This window comes from uncultured Maribacter sp. (assembly GCF_963974015.1).
In the GTDB taxonomy this organism is placed as follows: Bacteria; Bacteroidota; Bacteroidia; order Flavobacteriales; family Flavobacteriaceae; genus Maribacter.
In genome coordinates, this window is the sequence record NZ_CAXBBZ010000002.1 from 74,259 (window position 1) to 93,910 (window position 19,652).

The 19,652-nt window shown below is 33.9% G+C and carries 23 protein-coding genes; 16 read left to right on the plus strand and 7 right to left on the minus strand.

Going from position 1 to position 19,652, the window contains the following annotated elements; translation table 11 throughout:
* Positions 1-14: 14 nt before the first annotated feature.
* The 10 genes from hisD to hisIE all read left to right on the plus strand — a co-directional run bounded on the left by hisD (position 15) and on the right by hisIE (position 8,114).
* Positions 15-1,301, plus strand: a complete 1,287-nt coding sequence (gene hisD / locus AACZ41_RS04775; protein ID WP_339627147.1) for a histidinol dehydrogenase — start codon at positions 15-17, stop codon at positions 1,299-1,301.
* A 43-nt stretch (positions 1,302-1,344) separates the two neighbouring features.
* Positions 1,345-2,391, plus strand: coding sequence for a histidinol-phosphate transaminase (gene hisC / locus AACZ41_RS04780; protein ID WP_339627149.1), 1,047 nt, complete (start codon positions 1,345-1,347; stop codon positions 2,389-2,391).
* A gap of 1 nt (position 2,392) precedes the next feature.
* Positions 2,393-3,535 (plus strand): bifunctional histidinol-phosphatase/imidazoleglycerol-phosphate dehydratase HisB, encoded by a 1,143-nt coding sequence (hisB, locus tag AACZ41_RS04785; RefSeq protein ID WP_339627151.1) that lies wholly within the window; start codon positions 2,393-2,395, stop codon positions 3,533-3,535.
* Positions 3,536-3,619: 84 nt separating this feature from the next.
* On the plus strand, positions 3,620-4,201 hold the full coding sequence (hisH, locus tag AACZ41_RS04790) for an imidazole glycerol phosphate synthase subunit HisH (RefSeq protein WP_339627153.1): 582 nt from the start codon (positions 3,620-3,622) through the stop codon (positions 4,199-4,201).
* Positions 4,201-4,623: a GNAT family N-acetyltransferase gene (locus AACZ41_RS04795; protein WP_339627155.1), complete on the plus strand. Its 423-nt coding sequence runs from the start codon at positions 4,201-4,203 to the stop codon at positions 4,621-4,623. The genes hisH and AACZ41_RS04795 overlap by 1 nt, the downstream gene beginning before the upstream one ends.
* Positions 4,624-4,628: 5 nt before the next feature.
* A complete protein-coding gene (hisA, locus tag AACZ41_RS04800; RefSeq protein WP_339627157.1) occupies positions 4,629-5,357 on the plus strand; it encodes a 1-(5-phosphoribosyl)-5-[(5-phosphoribosylamino)methylideneamino]imidazole-4-carboxamide isomerase in 729 nt (242 codons plus the stop codon).
* Positions 5,350-5,868 (plus strand): DinB family protein, encoded by a 519-nt coding sequence (locus AACZ41_RS04805; protein ID WP_339627159.1) that lies wholly within the window; start codon positions 5,350-5,352, stop codon positions 5,866-5,868. Before hisA ends, AACZ41_RS04805 begins: the two co-directional genes overlap by 8 nt.
* Complete coding sequence (gene hisF, locus AACZ41_RS04810; RefSeq protein WP_339627161.1) at positions 5,868-6,623, plus strand: imidazole glycerol phosphate synthase subunit HisF; 756 nt, start codon at positions 5,868-5,870, stop codon at positions 6,621-6,623. The genes AACZ41_RS04805 and hisF overlap by 1 nt, the downstream gene beginning before the upstream one ends.
* Positions 6,624-6,752: 129 nt before the next feature.
* Entirely contained in the window at positions 6,753-7,454 is a 702-nt protein-coding gene (locus AACZ41_RS04815; protein ID WP_339627163.1) for an aspartate/glutamate racemase family protein, read from the plus strand.
* 51 nt (positions 7,455-7,505) lie between these two features.
* Positions 7,506-8,114, plus strand: a complete 609-nt coding sequence (gene hisIE, locus AACZ41_RS04820; protein ID WP_339627165.1) for a bifunctional phosphoribosyl-AMP cyclohydrolase/phosphoribosyl-ATP diphosphatase HisIE — start codon at positions 7,506-7,508, stop codon at positions 8,112-8,114.
* Between the two features lie 22 nt (positions 8,115-8,136).
* Here the strand turns inward: hisIE and AACZ41_RS04825 are convergent, their stop codons facing one another.
* The 3 genes from AACZ41_RS04825 to AACZ41_RS04835 all read right to left on the minus strand — a co-directional run bounded on the left by AACZ41_RS04825 (position 8,137) and on the right by AACZ41_RS04835 (position 10,212).
* A complete protein-coding gene (locus AACZ41_RS04825; protein ID WP_339627167.1) occupies positions 8,137-8,865 on the minus strand; it encodes a class I SAM-dependent methyltransferase in 729 nt (242 codons plus the stop codon).
* Positions 8,866-8,874: 9 nt separating this feature from the next.
* On the minus strand, positions 8,875-9,288 hold the full coding sequence (locus tag AACZ41_RS04830) for a GNAT family N-acetyltransferase (RefSeq protein ID WP_339627169.1): 414 nt from the start codon (positions 9,286-9,288) through the stop codon (positions 8,875-8,877).
* Between the two features lie 165 nt (positions 9,289-9,453).
* Positions 9,454-10,212 (minus strand): DUF1853 family protein, encoded by a 759-nt coding sequence (locus tag AACZ41_RS04835; protein ID WP_339627172.1) that lies wholly within the window; start codon positions 10,210-10,212, stop codon positions 9,454-9,456.
* Positions 10,213-10,625: 413 nt separating this feature from the next.
* Between AACZ41_RS04835 and AACZ41_RS04840 the strand changes: the two genes are divergently transcribed.
* The 3 genes from AACZ41_RS04840 (at position 10,626) to AACZ41_RS04850 (ending at position 13,772) form a co-directional block, all read left to right on the plus strand.
* Positions 10,626-11,777 (plus strand): VWA domain-containing protein, encoded by a 1,152-nt coding sequence (locus AACZ41_RS04840; RefSeq protein ID WP_339627174.1) that lies wholly within the window; start codon positions 10,626-10,628, stop codon positions 11,775-11,777.
* A 104-nt stretch (positions 11,778-11,881) separates the two neighbouring features.
* Entirely contained in the window at positions 11,882-12,295 is a 414-nt protein-coding gene (locus AACZ41_RS04845) for a hypothetical protein (RefSeq protein ID WP_339627176.1), read from the plus strand.
* Between the two features lie 7 nt (positions 12,296-12,302).
* Positions 12,303-13,772: a magnesium chelatase gene (locus AACZ41_RS04850; protein WP_339627178.1), complete on the plus strand. Its 1,470-nt coding sequence runs from the start codon at positions 12,303-12,305 to the stop codon at positions 13,770-13,772.
* 48 nt (positions 13,773-13,820) lie between these two features.
* Here the strand turns inward: AACZ41_RS04850 and AACZ41_RS04855 are convergent, their stop codons facing one another.
* A complete protein-coding gene (locus AACZ41_RS04855; protein WP_339627180.1) occupies positions 13,821-14,303 on the minus strand; it encodes a hypothetical protein in 483 nt (160 codons plus the stop codon).
* 347 nt (positions 14,304-14,650) lie between these two features.
* Here AACZ41_RS04855 and AACZ41_RS04860 point away from each other — a divergent pair, with 347 nt between their 5' ends.
* Both AACZ41_RS04860 and corA read left to right on the plus strand, forming a co-directional pair.
* Positions 14,651-15,436: a tRNA pseudouridine(38-40) synthase TruA gene (locus tag AACZ41_RS04860; protein WP_339627183.1), complete on the plus strand. Its 786-nt coding sequence runs from the start codon at positions 14,651-14,653 to the stop codon at positions 15,434-15,436.
* Positions 15,437-15,470: 34 nt separating this feature from the next.
* On the plus strand, positions 15,471-16,565 hold the full coding sequence (gene corA / locus AACZ41_RS04865; RefSeq protein ID WP_339627185.1) for a magnesium/cobalt transporter CorA: 1,095 nt from the start codon (positions 15,471-15,473) through the stop codon (positions 16,563-16,565).
* Between the two features lie 98 nt (positions 16,566-16,663).
* Here corA and cysM read toward each other — a convergent pair whose 3' ends face one another.
* Both cysM and epsC read right to left on the minus strand, forming a co-directional pair.
* The gene (cysM, locus tag AACZ41_RS04870) at positions 16,664-17,548 is read right to left on the minus strand and encodes a cysteine synthase CysM (protein ID WP_339627187.1); all 885 of its coding nucleotides are present in this window, start codon (positions 17,546-17,548) and stop codon (positions 16,664-16,666) included.
* Complete coding sequence (gene epsC / locus AACZ41_RS04875; RefSeq protein ID WP_339627189.1) at positions 17,541-18,332, minus strand: serine O-acetyltransferase EpsC; 792 nt, start codon at positions 18,330-18,332, stop codon at positions 17,541-17,543. Before epsC ends, cysM begins: the two co-directional genes overlap by 8 nt.
* A 94-nt stretch (positions 18,333-18,426) precedes the next feature.
* On the opposite strand from epsC, the gene AACZ41_RS04880 reads away from it, so the two are divergent.
* Entirely contained in the window at positions 18,427-19,107 is a 681-nt protein-coding gene (locus tag AACZ41_RS04880; protein WP_339627191.1) for a DUF2461 domain-containing protein, read from the plus strand.
* Here the strand turns inward: AACZ41_RS04880 and AACZ41_RS04885 are convergent.
* Positions 19,099-19,503, minus strand: a complete 405-nt coding sequence (locus AACZ41_RS04885; RefSeq protein WP_339627193.1) for a glyoxalase — start codon at positions 19,501-19,503, stop codon at positions 19,099-19,101. The genes AACZ41_RS04880 and AACZ41_RS04885 overlap by 9 nt on opposite strands.
* Between the last annotated feature and the right edge of the window lie 149 nt (positions 19,504-19,652).

The following is a 19,652-nucleotide window of genomic DNA, read 5'->3' on the forward strand; positions in this document are numbered from 1 at the left end:
AAGTACAAGGAAGAATGAATAAAATAAATAATCCTAAGAGAGCGGATTGGAAGAATGTTTTAAAGCGTCCTACACAGACAGTAGCCGATATTGAAGGGTTGGTCAACAGTATTTTTGAGGAAGTTAAAACAAGTGGGGATAGTATATTAAAAAAGTATACTCAACAATTTGACAAAGTAACCTTAGAGAATATGTTGGTGACAGAGGTTGAAATTGAAGAAGCTAAGACTCTAGTTTCAGATGAGCTTAAAGCAGCTATTAAATTGGCTAAATTAAATATCGAAGTGTTTCATTCTGCTCAGAAAACAGGTCGAATTAAAGTAGAAACGGTACCTGGAGTTTCTTGTTGGCAAGAAAAAAGACCTATTCAAAAAGTAGGACTTTATATTCCTGGTGGAACGGCACCTTTATTTTCAACTATATTAATGTTGGCGGTACCTGCTACCATCGCTGGATGCTCTGAGATAGTGCTTTGTTCTCCACCTGATAAAGAAGGAAAACTGAATCCTGCTATTTTATATACCGCAAATTTATGTGGCGTAACTAAAATTGTAAAGGTTGGTGGTATACAAGCTATTGCAGGTATGACATTTGGTACAGAAACTATTCCACAGGTTTATAAAATATTCGGACCAGGAAATCAGTACGTAACCGTTGCTAAACAAATTGCAACAAAACATGGTGTAGCCATTGATATGCCTGCAGGTCCTTCAGAGCTATTGGTTGTAGCAGATGATACTGCTAATGCTGCCTTTGTAGCATCCGATTTATTGAGTCAGGCAGAGCATGGTATTGATAGTCAGGTAATTTTAGTGTCGACCTCAAAAACGATGATTGATGCTGTAGAGAAAGAAGTAGCGCTGCAATTAGAAGAACTGCCACGTAAAGAAATTGCGAGGCAATCGATTTCAAACAGTAAACTTATCTACGTTAAAGATGACCAAGCGGCAATTGATTTAATCAATGAATATGGCCCTGAACATTTTATTGTTTGTGTAGAAAATGAAGATTTCTATATAAAGCAAACCCAAAATGCAGGTTCTGTTTTTATAGGTGATTATACGCCAGAGAGCGCTGGCGATTATGCTTCAGGTACGAATCATACGTTACCGACTAATGGTTATGCCAAGCAATATAGTGGAGTAAGCCTTGATAGCTTTATGAAGAGTATGACTTTTCAAAAAATAACAGAGAAAGGTATTCAAACGATAGGAAATGCTATAGAACTTATGGCGGAAGCTGAGGGGCTTCAAGCTCATAAGAATGCGGTAACCCTAAGATTAAATAGCCTTAAAAAATAAAGTATTGTTCGGTCGAGCTCCGTCAAGACCTAATCATGAAATAATGAATTTCAATTTAGATAAAATTATAAGAGAAAACGTGAAGGGCTTAAGTCCGTATTCATCGGCACGCGACGAATATGTTTCCGATGGTTCTACCATGGTATTTTTAGATGCGAATGAGAATCCATTTGAAAATGGAGTCAATCGTTATCCGGATCCACAACAACGTAGTCTAAAAGCTATATTAGCCAAACAGAAAGGTATTAAGGAAGAAAATATTCTTTTAGGCAATGGTAGCGATGAAGTATTAGATTTGTTGTTTAGAGCTTTCTGTGAGCCCAAAGAAGATAATGTTATCACCTTACCACCAACGTATGGTATGTATAAAGTCTTGTCTGGTATTAATATGGTCGAAAATAGGGAAGTCTTATTGACCGAGGCATTTCAACCAGATGTTTCTGCAATAAAAGAAAGTATAGATGGCAACACTAAACTGTTATTCATCTGTTCACCAAACAATCCTACCGGAAATAGCTTTTCAACTAATAATATCGAAGAGCTTTTGAAATCTTTTGCTGGCCTGATCGTCATCGACGAGGCTTATGTCGATTTTTCCTCAGAAGAAAGTTGGGCATCAAAATTAGTCGAATACCCTAATTTGATTGTGACACAAACATTATCAAAAGCATATGGAATGGCTGGTATACGGTTAGGCATTTGCGTAGCATCCGCTGAAATTATTGCTGTTATCAATAAAATAAAGCCACCATACAATGTAAATCAATTGACTCAAGAACGAGCGATACAAAGAGTGTCTGATATAAAATCGTTACAAACAGAAGTCGCAATTATTTTAGAGGAGCGTGATAAATTGAATAAATCATTAGAAACTGTTTCGTTTGTCTCAAAAATATATCCGACAGACGCTAATTTTATTTTGGCAAAAGTAGATAATGCTACTCTTCGATATAATCAATTATTGGCAAAAGGGGTTGTCGTTAGAAATCGAACTACGCAACCTTTATGTGAAAATACACTTAGATTTACAGTGGGTACCTCCGAAGAAAATAATATTGTAATTACCGCTTTAAAAGCACTATCAAACTAATATGGAAAACAAAAAACGTGTTTTATTTATAGACCGTGATGGTACTATTATAAAAGAAACAATTGATGAGCAGATAGATGCATTTGAAAAAATGATTTTTTATCCAAAGGCATTTACGTTCCTAGGAAAAATTGCAAGAGAACTCGATTATGAGTTGGTGATGATAACCAATCAAGATGGTTTGGGCACCGATATTTTCCCTGAAGATACATTTTGGCCGGTTCATAATTTTATTATCAAATCCTTTGAAAATGAAGGAGTCGTTTTTGATAAGGTCTTTTTAGACCGCACTTTTCCACAAGAAAATGCAAATACCAGAAAACCGGGAACAGGTTTGTTGACCGAGTACTTTTCTGAAGCGTATGATTTAGAAAATTCTTTTGTCATCGGTGACCGATTAACAGATATGGAATTGGCTAAAAACCTAGGGGCTAAGGGTATTTTTATAAATGATGAAACTAACCTGGGTACGGGTGAGATTACTGTAAAACGAGATGCTCTAGATGCCCATATCGCTATAGAGGACAATGATTGGGAGAAGATTTATGAGTTTTTAAAATTGAAAAACAGAACTGCTGAAATTCATAGAAAGACAAATGAAACCGATATTGCCATAAAACTAAACCTTGATGGTACGGGTAGAAGTGATATTAAAACCGGATTAGCGTTTTTTGACCATATGTTAGATCAATTGGCACGTCATGGTCAAATGGATTTAACCATTAAAGTAGATGGAGATTTAGAGGTTGATGAACACCATACGATAGAAGATACGGGTATAGCTTTAGGTGAAGTTTTTCATACTGCTTTAGGGAATAAATTAGGCATTGAACGCTACGGTTTTTGTTTGCCAATGGATGATTGTTTGGCTCAGTCAGCCATCGATTTTGGTGGACGGAATTGGTTGGTGTGGGATGCAGACTTTAAACGTGAAATGGTAGGGGACATGCCTACTGAAATGTTTCATCACTTTTTTAAATCATTTACCGATGGTGCAAAAGCTAATTTGAATATAAAGGCAGAAGGTACCAACGAACATCATAAGATTGAAGCTATTTTTAAAGCCTTTGCAAAGAGTATAAAAATGGCAGTTAAAAGAGATGTAGAGAAAATGGTGTTACCGAGTACGAAAGGAGTTCTTTAAAAAAGTAGTTTGTACTGAGCACAAAGTATGTAGTCTTTTAAGATATGCTTTGTACTAAATACTAACTAACTAATACTTGTTTTAATGAAAATAGTAATTATTAATTATGGTGCAGGTAATATTCAGAGCATTAAGTTCGCTATAAAGCGATTGGGTTATGATGCTATTTTGAGTAGTGATGTTTCTGAAATTCAAAATGCAGATAAAGTGATATTTCCTGGTGTCGGGGAGGCAAGTTCTGCTATGAAAAAGCTTAAGGATAGTGGTCTTGATAAACTAATACCAACTTTGAAACAACCTGTGTTAGGTATTTGTCTAGGTATGCAGCTAATGTGCCACTCATCTGAAGAGGGAAATACTACAGGACTCGGCATTTTCGATGTAGATGTCGTGAAATTTAATTCGAAAGTAAAAGTACCACAGATTGGTTGGAATCAGATTAATAAACTTAAGTCTAGCTTATTCAAAGGAGTAACTGAAAATGAGCATATTTATTTAGTTCATAGTTTTTATGCGCCGTTGTGTAAAGAAACCATTGCAGAATGTTCCTACGGAACTGATTATAGTGCAGCTTTACATAAAGATAATTTTTATGGGACCCAATTTCACCCCGAAAAAAGTAGTGATGTTGGGGAGAAAATTCTTGATAATTTTTTAAACATGTAATGGAACAGAAATATTTTATTTCAACGGATAAAGATTTATTGGATATTAAGGCGATTCAAAAGTTTATTGCCAATTCATATTGGGGTAACAATAGATCTTTGGAAGAAGTAAAAAAGACAATTGAAAATTCATATTGTTTTGGAATTTATACATCAGATAAAGAACAAATTGGTTTTGCCAGAGTAGTTACCGATTATATTTATTTTGGATATTTTATGGATGTGATTATCCTTGATAAGTTTCAAGGTCAGGGTTTTGGGAAAATACTTGTTGAGCATATGCTAGCTGATACAACGATAAAAAATCTTAAAACATTAGCTTTAAAAACAAAGGATGCTCACCAATTGTACGAGCGATACGGATTTAATAAAATAGGGGATTCACCATTATGGATGTCCGTTGATAAACAAATATTACAGTAAAGAAAATGAGAATAATTCCCGCAATTGATATAATTGATGGTAAATGTGTTCGTCTTTCTAAAGGAGATTACAATACCAAAAAAATATATAATGAGAATCCATTAGAGGTGGCAAAGGAGTTTGAAGCACATGGTATCAAGCATTTACATTTAGTGGATTTAGACGGCGCCAAGTCCAAACACATTGTAAATCATAAGGTTTTGGAACAAATAGCCGCTCAAACTAGTTTGAAAATTGATTTTGGTGGCGGTTTAAAAACAGATGATGATTTACGTATTGCTTTTGAAAGTGGTGCTAGCCAAATAACAGGTGGCAGTATTGCTGTAAAAGACCCTGATATTTTTATTGGATGGATCGAGAAACATGGTCCTGGAAAAATAATTTTAGGAGCTGATGCTATGGATGAGAAAGTTGCTGTTTCTGGGTGGTTAGAGGAATCTAAAGAAGAATTGATTCCATTTATACAATCGTATCAAAAAAAAGGAATACAGTATGTAATTTGCACTGATATCAGTAAAGATGGCATGCTAGAAGGTCCTTCGTTTGAATTATACAAACGTATTTTAGCGCAGGCAAATGATTTAAAACTGATTGCCTCTGGCGGAATTTCTACTTTTGACGAACTCCCCAAGTTAGCAGCAATGGGTTGTGAAGGTACTATTATCGGAAAAGCTATTTATGAAAATCGAATTAGTTTAAAGCAACTAGAAACATATATTTTAAGTAATGGATAAGGAGTCTCAATTAATTGAAGAGTTGGTTAAGAATGCGCTTTACCGTATCGATGAAAGCACGCGGATGATCAAAAAAAGTCTTTCTGAGATTTCAGAGGACGAGGTGTGGCAAAAACCGAATCCTTCTTTAAATAGTATTGCCAATTTAATGCTTCACCTTTGTGGTAATATTTCACAATACGTTATCTCATCCTTAGGTGAAACGGAGGATAAAAGAAATCGCGATGCTGAGTTTTCTGTAACTGGCGGACTTACCAAAGATGAATTGCTCAAAAAATTAGAGGATGTTGTCGATACTGCGAAACGTGTTGTTTTCGATTCAACATCAAGTCAGTTAGTGAAAATTAGATCTGTACAAGGATTTTCATTTTCTGGAGTAGGCATTATTCTCCATGCCGTGGAGCATTATTCATATCATACAGGTCAAATTGCGTTTTGGGTGAAACAGTTAAAGAATACTGATTTAGGCTTTTATGATGGTATGGATTTGAACAAAAAAAATATAAACTAGTGCTGGCAAAAAGAATAATTCCTTGTTTAGATATAAAGAACGGTAGAACTGTTAAAGGTGTCAATTTCGTTGATCTACGAGATGCGGGAGATCCGGTAGAGCTGGCAGAAATTTATAGTAAAGAAGGTGCAGATGAATTGGTGTTTTTAGATATCTCTGCAACAGAGCAAAAACGTAAAACTTTGGCAGATTTAGTATATCGGGTTGCAGAAAAGGTAAATATTCCCTTTACTGTGGGTGGAGGTATTTCTTCTATTGAAGATGTGGACATTCTACTTCATAACGGAGCGGATAAAGTATCTATTAATTCATCGGCTGTAAAGAATCCACAATTGATCAATGATTTATCGGCAAAATTTGGTTCACAATGTATTGTAGTCGCTATTGATGCAAAACAGATAGACGGTGAATGGATTGTGCACCTAGTAGGTGGTAAAGTACCTACAGAGCGTAAATTATTCGAGTGGGCCAAAGAGGTTGAAGAACGGGGAGCAGGAGAGATTTTATTTACATCTATGGATCATGATGGTACAAAAGACGGCTTTGCTAACGAGGCACTTGCTAAATTATCTACTGAACTGAATATTCCTATTATTGCCTCTGGTGGAGCTGGCAACAAGCAACATTTTACCGATACCTTTGTTGAAGGAAAAGCAGATGCAGCATTGGCGGCGAGTGTATTTCACTTTAAGGAAATAGGGATTCAGGAATTAAAGAGGGAGTTAAAGACTAATGGAATTCCAGTTCGGATATAGTATTCAGAAGGCAGTATCAGTTTTCTGAATAATATAATTTCACCCTGAGCACAGTCGAAAGCTTGGGAAGATAAAAATATGCTCCCCTGTGCACAGGCTGATAAATAGGTACAAATTAAAATTAGGGCTATGAAAAAAATAGGATTAATTGGTGGAATAACATGGCAGTCTACGCAGTTATACTATCAGCTATTGAACACTAAAGTTGCAGAAAAATTGGGTGGTCAAAGTTCTTGTGAATGTATTATTGAATCTGTAAACTTTGCCGAAATATCTTCAAAACAAGCAGAAGGCGATTGGGATACACTACATTCCCAGATGACAGACATAGCTTTGCGTTTAGAAAATGCCGGTGCAGAAATTATTTTGATTTGCGCTAATACGATGCATTTAAGTGTTCCAACGATGAAAAAAAGTGTGTCTGTGCCCATTTTGCATATAGCCGAAGTTGCCGGTAAGGCAGTTAAGAAAAAGGGATGCCAAAAAGTATTATTGTTAGGTACCAAGTATACTATGGAACTTGATTTCTATAAAGATATTCTAAAGAATCAATTCGGTATTGAAGTTATGGTTCCTGACAGCGAAGACCGTGAAATGGTTCATGCTATTATTTACTCAGAATTGTCTAAGGGAATAATATCAAAAGATTCTAAAAGCAAGTACTTGGAAATTATTAAAAAGTCTGAAAAAGAAGGCGCCCAGGGAGTTATTTTGGGTTGTACTGAAATTCCGTTGCTAATTCAACAAGAAGATTGTGATATTATGGTAATTGATACCACTAAAGAGCATGCATTTGCTGCTGTAGATTTTGCGTTGCAATTAAATAGGTAGCTGAGTTACCATTTGAGTAAGAAAAAAGAATGAAATTTGAATAAAGACAATATGAAATTTAATACACCTAACTGGGAGAAAATGAGTGACGGATTAGTACCTGTTATTATACAAGATGCACGTACTAAAAATGTATTGATGCTTGGTTATATGAATGCAGAAGCATTGGAGAAAACTACTGAAATTGGGAAGGTTACTTTTTTTAGTCGCTCTAAGAAGCGTTTATGGACAAAGGGGGAGGAAAGTGGGAATTTTCTGAACTTGGTTTCTATAAAAAACGATTGTGATAATGATTCATTGCTGATTTCGGTAAACCCTGTTGGACCAACTTGCCATAAAGGAACAGATACTTGCTGGGCTGAAGAAAATAATTCAAACTTCGGATTCTTTTCTGAATTGGAAAGTACCATTGAAGAAAGGCGAACAACTGCAGACGATAGTCAATCTTACGTAGCTTCTTTGTTTAAAAAGGGGATTAATAAAATTGCCCAAAAAGTAGGGGAAGAAGCGGTAGAAACCGTAATTGAAGCAATGGATAATAATGATGAATTGTTTCTCTACGAGAGCGCAGATTTGCTTTTTCATTACCTAATGCTATTACAAGCAAAAGGATTTACGCTTAAGGATATTGAGGCAGAGTTGATGAAAAGGAAGAAATAAATACTTTGAACTTCTTTTCAGTTTATTTAAAAACTTGATAAGAAGTCAAATAAGTCATTGCTTTCAAAGTGGTCATTTCATTTTTAAAAACTGACTGTAATTTCTTTTTTGTTTCAGAATAAAGATTATAGGTTGATAATAAAGAAGCAAAAATAGCATAGTTATCTTTTGAAGATAATACTAAATGAGCCAGGTCTGCAATTTGGATGTCTAAAGTAACCGAACGTTGGATTTCATTTTCAAGCTTTATAGATTGTTCTTCAAGCCCTGAGAAGTTTGTTTGATGGTCATAGTCAGTTGTTTGTATTATGTCACTTTGGAGACCTAATTTTTGAAATATTTCTTCTAGAAATATTTCAAAGTCATAAATAATAATCCTTGAGTTTTTCTTTGCAACTCTTACGATTTCATCAAGCATCGATTGTGATTTTGCATAATATAACGAACCGGCAAACGTAATGATATGAAAAGTATCACTATCAAAATTGAGGGTGTTAGTGCTTATTAATTGATAGTTGACTTTAGGATGGTGTATCGATTTTTCTAACATCTTTATACTAGGATCTATACCAACCACCTTTTTACAATAACTTGCTAGTGCAATTGAAGATTGACCAGTGCCACAACCAATATCAAGCCCCAATTCAAATTCTTTATTTGATTTAAAAAATGCTTTTAATATTTCTGAATGTAAAGATGGTCGGTATGCCGAGTAATGTGAAGCAGTAATTTCATCATATTCCTTTGTCATATTCTTTATTTAAAATGTTCTCTCCATAATTACATAATCAATACCTCCTTTTACAAATTTTTCACTAGTTTCTATCATACCGAATTTATAATAGTAATCGACTTTACTGATTCGTGCGTTGCACCAAATCTTGTAAAGTTTTTCTTTTTCTGAAATGAGCATCACCTCTTTTAATAATTCACTGCCAAACCCTTTACCTTGGTATTTTTTTAGTGTAGCAAACTTGCGAAATTGAGCATCGTTTTTACTAATAAAAAGTGAGATAACTGAAATTAAATTTTCATTTTTAAAATAGCCAAAGTGCCTGCCTTTGTCATCATTGGGTATCCGCACAAAATCAATAGTTTGATTTGGCCACATGACCTGGTGCCGTATATGCAAAGTATCTTCTGCTGAAATTTCTTTGATTTGATGCTTAATCATTTTTTTTAGAAATATTTAAGGATATTCATTGCATTGGGGTTCAGCTTTTTTGTACAAATTTTAATAAAAAAATTGAAAAGAGGCTATAATTCAAATTTTCGTTTTGAAACTGAAAAATACAATGGGAAAATAAAAAGATAAAATCTTTTTACTGAATATTTTTTCTCACCACCACACCACAAAAAATTTTTCAAATTCGGTTTCACTTTTTTTCATCCAAACTAGGGGTGAGTTTTGTTTAACCAGGTGTTGATCGATTACTACTCGTGTGTCTGCATGAGAATTCCATTCATAAGTATTATCAGCATTTAAAACCCATTGACTTTTATCTGGTATATAATATTTGTAGAGTGTAAATATATCGGTATTAAAGTCAGACAATCGTACCCAATAACCGACGACACAATTTTCATTTAAAGGGTGAATTTGTAATGTATCTGCTTTATACGGTTTAAAGAGTTGTGCCTTAAAACATGTTTGATGCACTACTTTATTAGCATCAATATCTAATTTGGTCAATGCCGTTGTACCCGCTTCAGAGTGCAATAAGGTAAATTGCCTTTTCTTTATTTTCTCCATTTTCATATAGAAAGCATCTCGTTTGTTTGGTCCTATAAGTTGGTGTAAGGGGTCTTTGATATCAGGGTTTATGATATAGAATTTATAGGTGAGTTCTACATGTATGATTTGTTCTGTTGCCACATCCTTCAGTATAAAATCAATTTCCCCTAAAGTTTGTTTTCCTTCCCGTATAGGTAAATTATAAACCAGCACTTCATATTGTAATGAATGGTCTAGCAACTGTTTGCAGACAACTTCTATTTGATGACCCAATCGTAAATTTTTTGGGATAGGAGCAGGGGAGAAATCCGACAAATCCACCCATGGAAATTCAAACTGCTCGATTTCAAACTGTGTATGCACCCATATATTCGGCGTGTTTAAAAAACCTTTGAATTGATTGAAGTTTATTAGTTGATTGTTGATGGGATTTTGTTTTTTGTTGATGAATCTTCGGCTAAGCTCAGTGTACAATTTAATTAGTTATAAATAATATACCAACTTTGTTTCCTAATCTTTACATATGATAAGTAATGGATTAGCTGTGTTTATCAGATATTACTTTATTTCTAGAAATTCTGCATAAAAATATTGTATACTCTATCGTAATGAAAAGCCTTCATTATAGACTAAATAGTTTATACTTTTATAGTTAATCCAATACGTGTATTCATTACAAAATTCTTAAAACTCAAAATTAACCTACAAGTTGAACAACTACGTTAACGTTTCTTAAATTAGAAGGGTATGCAATGTAAATGTGTTAATTTTATACTATGGCAATGAATGTAAGAAATGGTTTTCGATTCGAAACTTACGAGGCACCCGAGCAATCAATATTTGATAAACTTTTTGATGTTTTTCAAGAGTTGATAACACATACTTCTGGCGATTTTGACGAAGCAATTGATTGGTTGCGAGAATTGGATAAAGAATATGAACTTACCACAGAAGAGTATACCATTGATGATTTTATTGAAGATTTAAAGGCCAAGGGCTATATACGAGAAGAATTCAAAGATGGTGGCGGTGATCGTGAAGAAGGAGAAGAAGGATCAGGTGGTGGAGATATTTCGATTACCGCTAAAATGGAACGTATTATTCGTAAGCGGGCATTAGAACAAATATTTGGAAAAATAAAGCGAAGTGGCTCTGGGAATCATAAAACCGGTAAATCTGGTCAAGGTGATGAACACACCGGCGATTTTAGAGAATATCGATATGGTGATGGTTTGGAGCATATTTCAATGACCGAAAGTCTTAAAAACGCCCAAATTAATCATGGTATCGGTAATTTTCAACTAAGTGAGGAAGATTTGGTAGTTGAAGACACTCAACACAAAGCCCAAATGAGTACCGTGTTAATGATTGATATTAGCCATAGTATGATATTGTATGGTGAAGACCGTATAACTCCTGCAAAAAAAGTGGCAATGGCTTTGGCAGAACTCATCACTACGCGTTACCCAAAAGACACCTTGGATATACTTGTGTTCGGTAATGATGCTTGGCCGATTCCTATTAAAGATTTACCTTATTTAAAAGTTGGGCCTTACCATACGAATACGGTTGCGGGACTTCAATTAGCAATGGATATGTTGCGAAGAAAACGGAATACCAACAAACAAATATTTATGATTACCGATGGTAAGCCTAGTTGTTTACGTATGCCCGATGGTACTTATTATAAGAATAGTGTTGGTTTAGATGATTTTATTGTAGAGAAATGTTACAATATGGCTCGGCAAGCACGCAAACTTCATATTCCCATCACTACATTTATGATTGCTCAAGATCCTTATTTAATGCAATTTATCCGTCATTTTACGGAAGCCAACAAAGGCAAGGCTTTTTTTACCGGACTTAAAGGTTTAGGAGAAATGATTTTTGAAGATTATGAGGCGAACAGAAAGAAGCGACTTAAATAATAAGTAGTATCGAGTACAAAGTATTGGCTATTTAAAAATAATTCAATTAAAAAACGGAAATATAAAGGTAGTATAGATTATAAAATAGCAATTATAAACCGCAAATGAATACACATTATAACCTTAATGATTTAGAATTTGAAGAGCAGTTTAAAACAGGTATTTTTAATTCAGAATTGTTCGATCATGAAGCTCATCTTAGACTGGCATGGCTACAAATTAATAAATATGGCGTTACAAAGGCAGAGGAGTATATTCACAATCAATTGCTGGCATATGTAAATCTTTTAGGAGCTGGCCATAAATACAATAAGACATTAACCATAGCTGCCATAAAAGTTGTATATCATTTTATGTTAAGATCCGAATCGGATTCTTTTAAAGATTTTATTCTTGAATTCCCAAGATTGAAACATAACTTTAAAGATTTGATGAATGCACACTATGGGTTTGATATTTTTAATTCGGAAAAGGCCAAAATAGAATACCAAGAACCAGATTTATTACCATTTGATTAAAAAAAATATGAAATTGAATTATACAGAAATAAAAACATTAGGTCAATTAGTAAAGGCCGGATATCAAACCAAAAAGATTAAAGATGAACTTAGGGATAATCTTCGTGAGAATATTATAGCTGGGAAAGATTCATTTCAAGGGGTTTGGGGTTATGAAGATTCGGTTATTCCAGAATTGGAACGTGCTATTTTATCGAGACACAATATAAACCTATTAGGTCTGCGAGGACAAGCTAAAACTCGTTTGGCTAGATTAATGGTTAACCTATTAGATGAGTGGATCCCAATTGTAGAAGGTTCTGAAATTAATGATGACCCACTAAAACCAATGTCACGTTACGCTCTTGAACTTATTGCAGAAAAAGGGGATGATACTCCGATTTCATGGTTGCATAGAGATGACCGTTTTTATGAAAAATTGGCTACACCAGATGTTACCGTTGCCGATTTGATTGGGGATGTAGATCCTATAAAGGCAGCAAATTTAAAACTTTCCTACGCAGATGACCGTGTCATTCATTTCGGAATGATACCGCGTGCCAACCGTTGTATTTTCGTGATTAACGAATTACCCGATTTACAAGCGCGTATTCAAGTATCGCTATTTAATATCTTACAAGAAGGGGATATACAAATCCGTGGTTTTAAATTGAGATTACCGCTAGACTTGCAGTTTATTTTCACTGCTAACCCTGAAGATTACACCAATAGGGGTAGTATCGTTACTCCTTTGAAGGATAGAATCGGTTCACAAATTTTAACTCATTACCCGGACGATATTGAAACTGCACGTAAGATTACCGAACAAGAATCTAAATTAGATGCTAGACAGGTAGAAAGTATTTATGTGCCCGATTTGGCTAAAGACTTATTGGAACAGATTAGTTTTGAAGCTCGTGAAAGCGAATATGTAGACGCGAAAAGCGGAGTAAGCGCAAGAACTAGTATAACAGCGTTTGAGAATCTTTTAAGTACTGCAGAACGTAGGTCTTTATTAAACGGTGGTGACCATACGATGGTTCGTTTAAGTGATTTTCTAGGAGTAATACCTTCTATTACAGGTAAGATTGAATTAGTATACGAAGGAGAGCAGGAAGGTGCGGACGGAGTTGCAGGTATTTTGATAGATGATGCTGTAAAATCACTTTTTCCTAAATATTTCCCTAAAATAAATAAGTTGGAACGTAAAGATGAACCAACAGTTTATGATGAGTTACTGCATTGGTTTTTTCAAGGTGAAGGTTTTGAATTAATGGATGATTTCACTGATGAGGAATATAAGCGGGCATTAGATAGTATCCCTGCATTGAATCAACTTATAAAAGAGCATCAACCAGATTATAATGAAAAGGATGTTTATTTTCTAAAAGAATTGTTACTGTGGGGTTTGGTATCTCACAGAAAATTAAATAAACAAAGATTCACTGATGGTTTTGAATTCAAAGACCTCTACAGTAGTTTTTTAAAGGATATTTAAATAAACAAAAAGCCCTTTCAATTTTGAAAGGGCTTTTTGTTTATTAGATTACTTCCAATGATCAACATGTTGGTTCATATCATCGAAAAGATAGGTGCCTACTATTTTTTTTCTATAGTCTATAGCTAAATAAGTAACCAATAGGAGTAAAATGTATAGTAGCAATATAAAATATCCTAAGGGTAAAAAAGTGCCGGGTATTAAGTGATTATCGAAGTCATTATAACTTAATAAAATGATAATGGTTTCTACAAGTTTGTAAACATATACCAACGAGATAATGTAGAGAACATATTCAAGCGTACGCATTGGCGGATCGCTCAATTCATCTTCCTTTATCTTAAACCATAAAACATATAGAAAAACAAAATGTACAATTGACAGTAAAGGAAATATATAATTGTCAATTTTAAAGAAATAAAATTTATTTGTGTAAAGTCCGTAAAAATTAAAAATGTCTAATAGAACCAAAATGATAATAGACAAAACTAATGTGCGTTTCCATGTAAGTATTCCTTTAACAAAATTCATATTAAATAGATTTCATGGTCTTGAGGAACCATTAGTTTTCTTTCAAGAACGGGTATGTATTCCCTTTATTTCAATCAATTCGATAAACGGTATATTTTGTTGTTCATTCCCTTAAATCTAAATAGCTCAAACCTAAGTAGTACTATTTCTAGTGAGAAACTAAATAAATAGTCCGTAATAAGATTAAAATGAAAGGTTATGAAACTACTATGACAGCTTGACCCATAAATGTATCATAGTTATTGGTAAGTTTTAATGTCTAATCTAGAATTAATAAAAAAAAGTAAACGCAAGAGTATTTTAATAAAATACATTGGTTTACATGTATTGTATTTATTTTTACTATCATGAAGATTCAGCGTTTTTGCTATTTGGTGCGTTTACAATATTTAGGTTTTAGATTCAGTGGTTGGCAGGTGCAACCAAAACAACGCACTATTGTTAGTATGCTGAACAAAACGTTTTCGTTTTTATATCCAGATAGAACTTATAAGTTACTAGGAGCTGGCAGAACAGATGCTAAAGTTTCTTCTTTAGATGGTGCATTTGAACTTTTTTTAGAAGAGGAGCTAGAAGATTTAGATAGCTTTATACTAGATTTTAATAAAAATTTACCTTCCGATATTCGCTTACTCTCTATAGAGCGCGTAAGTCAAGAATTCAATATAATTAAGGATAGTAAAACCAAAGAGTATTTTTATTTCTTTTCCTTCGGATGTAAAAATCATCCGTTCAGTGCACCTTTTATAACAAATTATATCGAAGACCTTAATTTAGAAATCATGAAGCAAGGTGCCAAATTGTTTGTTGGTAGGCATGATTTTTCAATATACACAGCTGGTCTTAAGCCTAATACTAAAACAGTTCGTACAATTGAATCTTGTTACATTGAAAAAAATGATGTTTTAACCGCTAATTTTTTTCCTGAAAGCAGTTATATATTGAAAATTAAAGGAAAAGGTTTTATGCGTTATCAAATACGTATGCTAATGGGAGTATTGGTTCAATTAGGTAAAAATGAACTTACCTTAAATCAAATAAAGTTATCATTACAACCAGGCTCTGATTTAAAGTTAAAATCGATTGCACCGGGATCAGGATTGCTCTTAAACCAACTAAAGTTTAATCGTTAGATAGTAGTTTTATTATATTTAAAAAAAATAGTCTATGGCTTCAAATAAAAAGCTAAACTTCCCAAAAAGAAAGAAGAAAAAGTCTCGCCAACACAATAAGATGGGGAAAGCGCCGGGTACCATTAGTTATATGGGGGATAAGGAACCTAGCAATAGTGTTATTTATAGTACTACATACAATACTGATAATTTTGAAACCAAGGAGTTTAATGATTTCGATGAATTTATAAAAGAAGATAGGAGAGATAAAATTTCATGGGTAAATGTTGTTGGTATTTCTGATGAACCTTTCATTGAACGTCTTGGTAAACATTTTAAATTAAATTCTTTGGTATTAGAGGATATTGTAAACACAGAACAACGACCGAAAATCGATGAATATGATGATTATATCTTCGCAGTTTTCAAAATGCTTTACATATCTGAGGAAGATGAGATTATAGGCGAGCATGTTGCTATTGTGCTTCTTGAAAATACCGTTTTAGTCTTTCAAGAAGTAAAAGCAGATGTTTTTGATGGATTAAGAGACCGTATAACAGGTAAACTTGGTCGTATTAGAACAAGAGGAGCAGATTACTTATTCTTCGCTTTATTAGATGCTATAGTTGATAATTACTTTTTAGCTATCGAAAATCTAAACAATAGAATTGAAAGTTTGGAAGAAGAGGTATATAATAATCCTGAACCTATCGTTGCAAAGAATATTCAGCAGTTAAAAAAAGAAGTACTAAAGATTAGGCGATGGATTTACCCTGTAAAAGAATTGATTAGTAGATTAATTGATTCAGAAAATTCTTTGATAACAAAAGATACTAAACTCTTTTTAAGGGATGTTCACGATCATACAATGGAAATTAATGAGAGTTTACAGATATACCGTGAAATGTCTATGAGTTTGATGGAGATGTACATGAGTAATATGAGTAATAAAATGAACGAGGTAATGAAAGTTTTGACCATAATGGCCTCCATTTTTATACCACTAACCTTTATTGCAGGTATTTATGGGATGAACTTTGATCACATGCCAGAATTACACACTAAAAATGGATACTACTATGTTTGGGCGGTTATGATTGCTCTTTTTATAGGAATGATGTTTTACTTTAAAAAGAAAAAGTGGTTGTAGGCGATCGTTTCTTTATATATCATAATAATTCAAGTATAAATAATATACAAAGAGAGCCAATATTGGCTCTCTTTGTATATTAAAAAAATAAAAAATGATTAATCGAATAGGTTAGATGAAAGGTATCGATCACCTCGATCACAGACAATTGAGACGATAACTCCGTGGTCCAATTCTTCGGCTAAGCGTAAAGCCACGGTGGCAGCTCCACCACTGCTCATACCAGAAAAAATTCCTTCTTCCTTAGCAAGTCTTTTGGCCATTGCTCTAGCTTCTTCTTCATTAACTTCCATTATTCTATCTACCTTTTTTGCATTAAAAATTTTCGGCAAATATTCTTTTGGCCATTTGCGTATACCAGGTATACTTGCATTATCACAAGGTTGAACACCTACTATCTGTATATCATTATTCTTTTCTTTCAAAAAAGTTGACGTACCCATTATTGTGCCGGTAGTTCCCATAGAAGAGACAAAATGTGTTATTTTACCTTCTGTGTCTTTCCATATTTCAGGGCCAGTAGTTTTGTAATGTGCTTTCCAATTATTAGGGTTTCCAAATTGGTTCATCATGATGTAACCTTCATTGGCAACTTTATTTTCTGCATAATCGCGCGCACCTTCAATACCAACTTCTTTAGAAGTTAAAGTGACTTTAGCTCCATAGGCGAGCATTGTTTGTACGCGTTCAACTGTTGCGTTTTCAGGCATTACTAGTTCAATATCTAATCCGTATATACCGGCTATCATTGCTAAAGCAATACCAGTGTTGCCACTAGTAGCTTCAATAAGTTTATCATTTGTACTGAAATCTCCCTGTTCAATTCCAGTTTTTATCATATTGTAAGCCGCACGGTCCTTTACACTACCGCCAGGGTTGTGCCCCTCCAATTTAAAATATAAAGAAACATTAGGGTTCGTATTAAGAACTCTTGATTTTACCAAAGGGGTATTCCCAATTAGGGAAAGTATAGAATTAGACATTGGGTAAAGTTTTAATTTTAATTTCAGGGGCATGAAAAACTGTTGAATTAGGAGGAACAGATGCTGTAATCCAAGCATTTCCACCGATTACGCTATTAGCCCCAATAATAGTGTCACCTCCCAAAATAGTTGCATTTGCATAAATAGTAACGTTATTCTCTATAGTGGGGTGACGTTTTGTTTTTTGAAGATTCTTAGCGACAAAAAGTCCGCCTAAGGTTACCCCTTGATATATTTTCACGTCATTCTTTATCACTGCAGTTTCACCAATTACTACACCAGTACCATGGTCAATGTGAAATGAATTGCCAATTTTTGCTCCGGGATTAATGTCTACCCCAGTTTGCCTATGCGCATACTCGGTCATTAATCTTGGTACAAGTGGGAACCCGAATTTATACAGTTCATGTGCTAAACGATATACCGATATTGCATAAAAACCTGGATAGGCCATATAAACTTCCTCAATGGATAATGAAGCTGGATCACAATTTACTGTTGCTTCAGCATCTAGGTTTAGGCTTTCTAAAACTTGCGGTAGCTTTTCTACATAATTCTCCCAAACTTTTTTACAGGGCTTTTCACTCTGCCAGCAGGCTAAATCTACAAGCTCATCAAACTGGGATTGAAGTATGCCTAAATTGTCTGCAACGGGGGTTTCTATATCAAAGAGAGTGTAAAAAAGAAGGTCTGTGAATTTTTCTACATTCCTTTTTAACCGAAATCTTAGGTTAGGCTGTTTTTTGTGAGCGTTGATTTTGTCGATTATTGATCGATGGTCCATGGTTCTACATTAGTTAGTCAAAATTAACCAAATAACTAAAAGTACTTCTCTTCTATTGGTTAACTTTAGCTTAAAATAACAAGAGCTAGGTCGTATGTTAGAAACAAATATTACAAAGAGTACCTTCCAATTTTTAAATTCACTTCAAAATAACAATAATAGAGAGTGGTTTTCCGAACATAAAACAGAATTTAATACAGAGTCTGAAAAAGTTAAAGGCTTTTTTAATTACGTACTTGAAAAGCTAAAGTCTCATGATGAAATTGAACGCTTAAAAGTTTTTAGAATTTATAGGGATGTACGTTTCTCTAAAAATAAAACACCATACAAAAGTAATTTTTCGGCTTCCTTTGCTAGAGCTGGTAACCATCGTCGCGGTGGTTATTACTTACAAATAGAACCTGGTAATAGTTTTATTGCTACAGGATTTTGGAATCCAGAAAAGGAGGATTTGCTACGTATACGAAAAGAGTGGGAGATAGATACTACTGAATTGGTAGCAATTGTTGAAAATGATACTTTTAAAAAAGTCTGGGGACAGTTGGTAGGCGAGGAGTTAAAAACAGCACCAAAAGGTTTCGAAAAGGAAGACCCAAACATTGAATTCATTAGAAAAAAGCAATTTATTTTTGTGAGAAAATTTTCGAATAACGAGGTTTTGTCAAATAATTTCGCAGACCGAATAGATCAAAGTTTTAAATTGATAAAACCTTATTTTGATTTGATGAGTAATATTTTAACTACTAATTTAAATGGAGAATCGTTGTTAGACTAATTCAAGATTGCCAAAATATTGTATTTGATCTTGTAGGCGTTTAATGACCATGTTCATCATTCGTTTATTTAAAGCTGAAGAATTTTGAATATAAAGCTCATATTCTTCAATCGTAAATTGACCAGTTATCATACCTTTTAAAGAATTTCGGAATTTAATATCCTTTTGAATTGATTTAGTGATGTAATTCATGCGTTTTTCCAGCTTGAGCTCATAAAACGTATTTTTCATTTTTTTAATGTAATTTTTAAATGCCGCTAATAATAAATCGTTCTGTAATTTTAATATAGGACGTAAGGTCTGGTTTTGAAAACGTTCTTCTTCGGTCATGTTCGGCACTATTTTGGCAGAAGAAATTAAAGGGCGTATCGATAGTAATTTCTGTGATCTATCCATCTTTGCTATGATTTTATTTAAAGGTACATATTAGATGTAGTCTACAGGAAAAGCCCATAATTAGTTTTTAACCTGTTATGAACAAAGGTGGTGCAGACTCAAATAATACCTTTTGTAATTAAGAAAATAGTATTTCAGTCAGGCACATT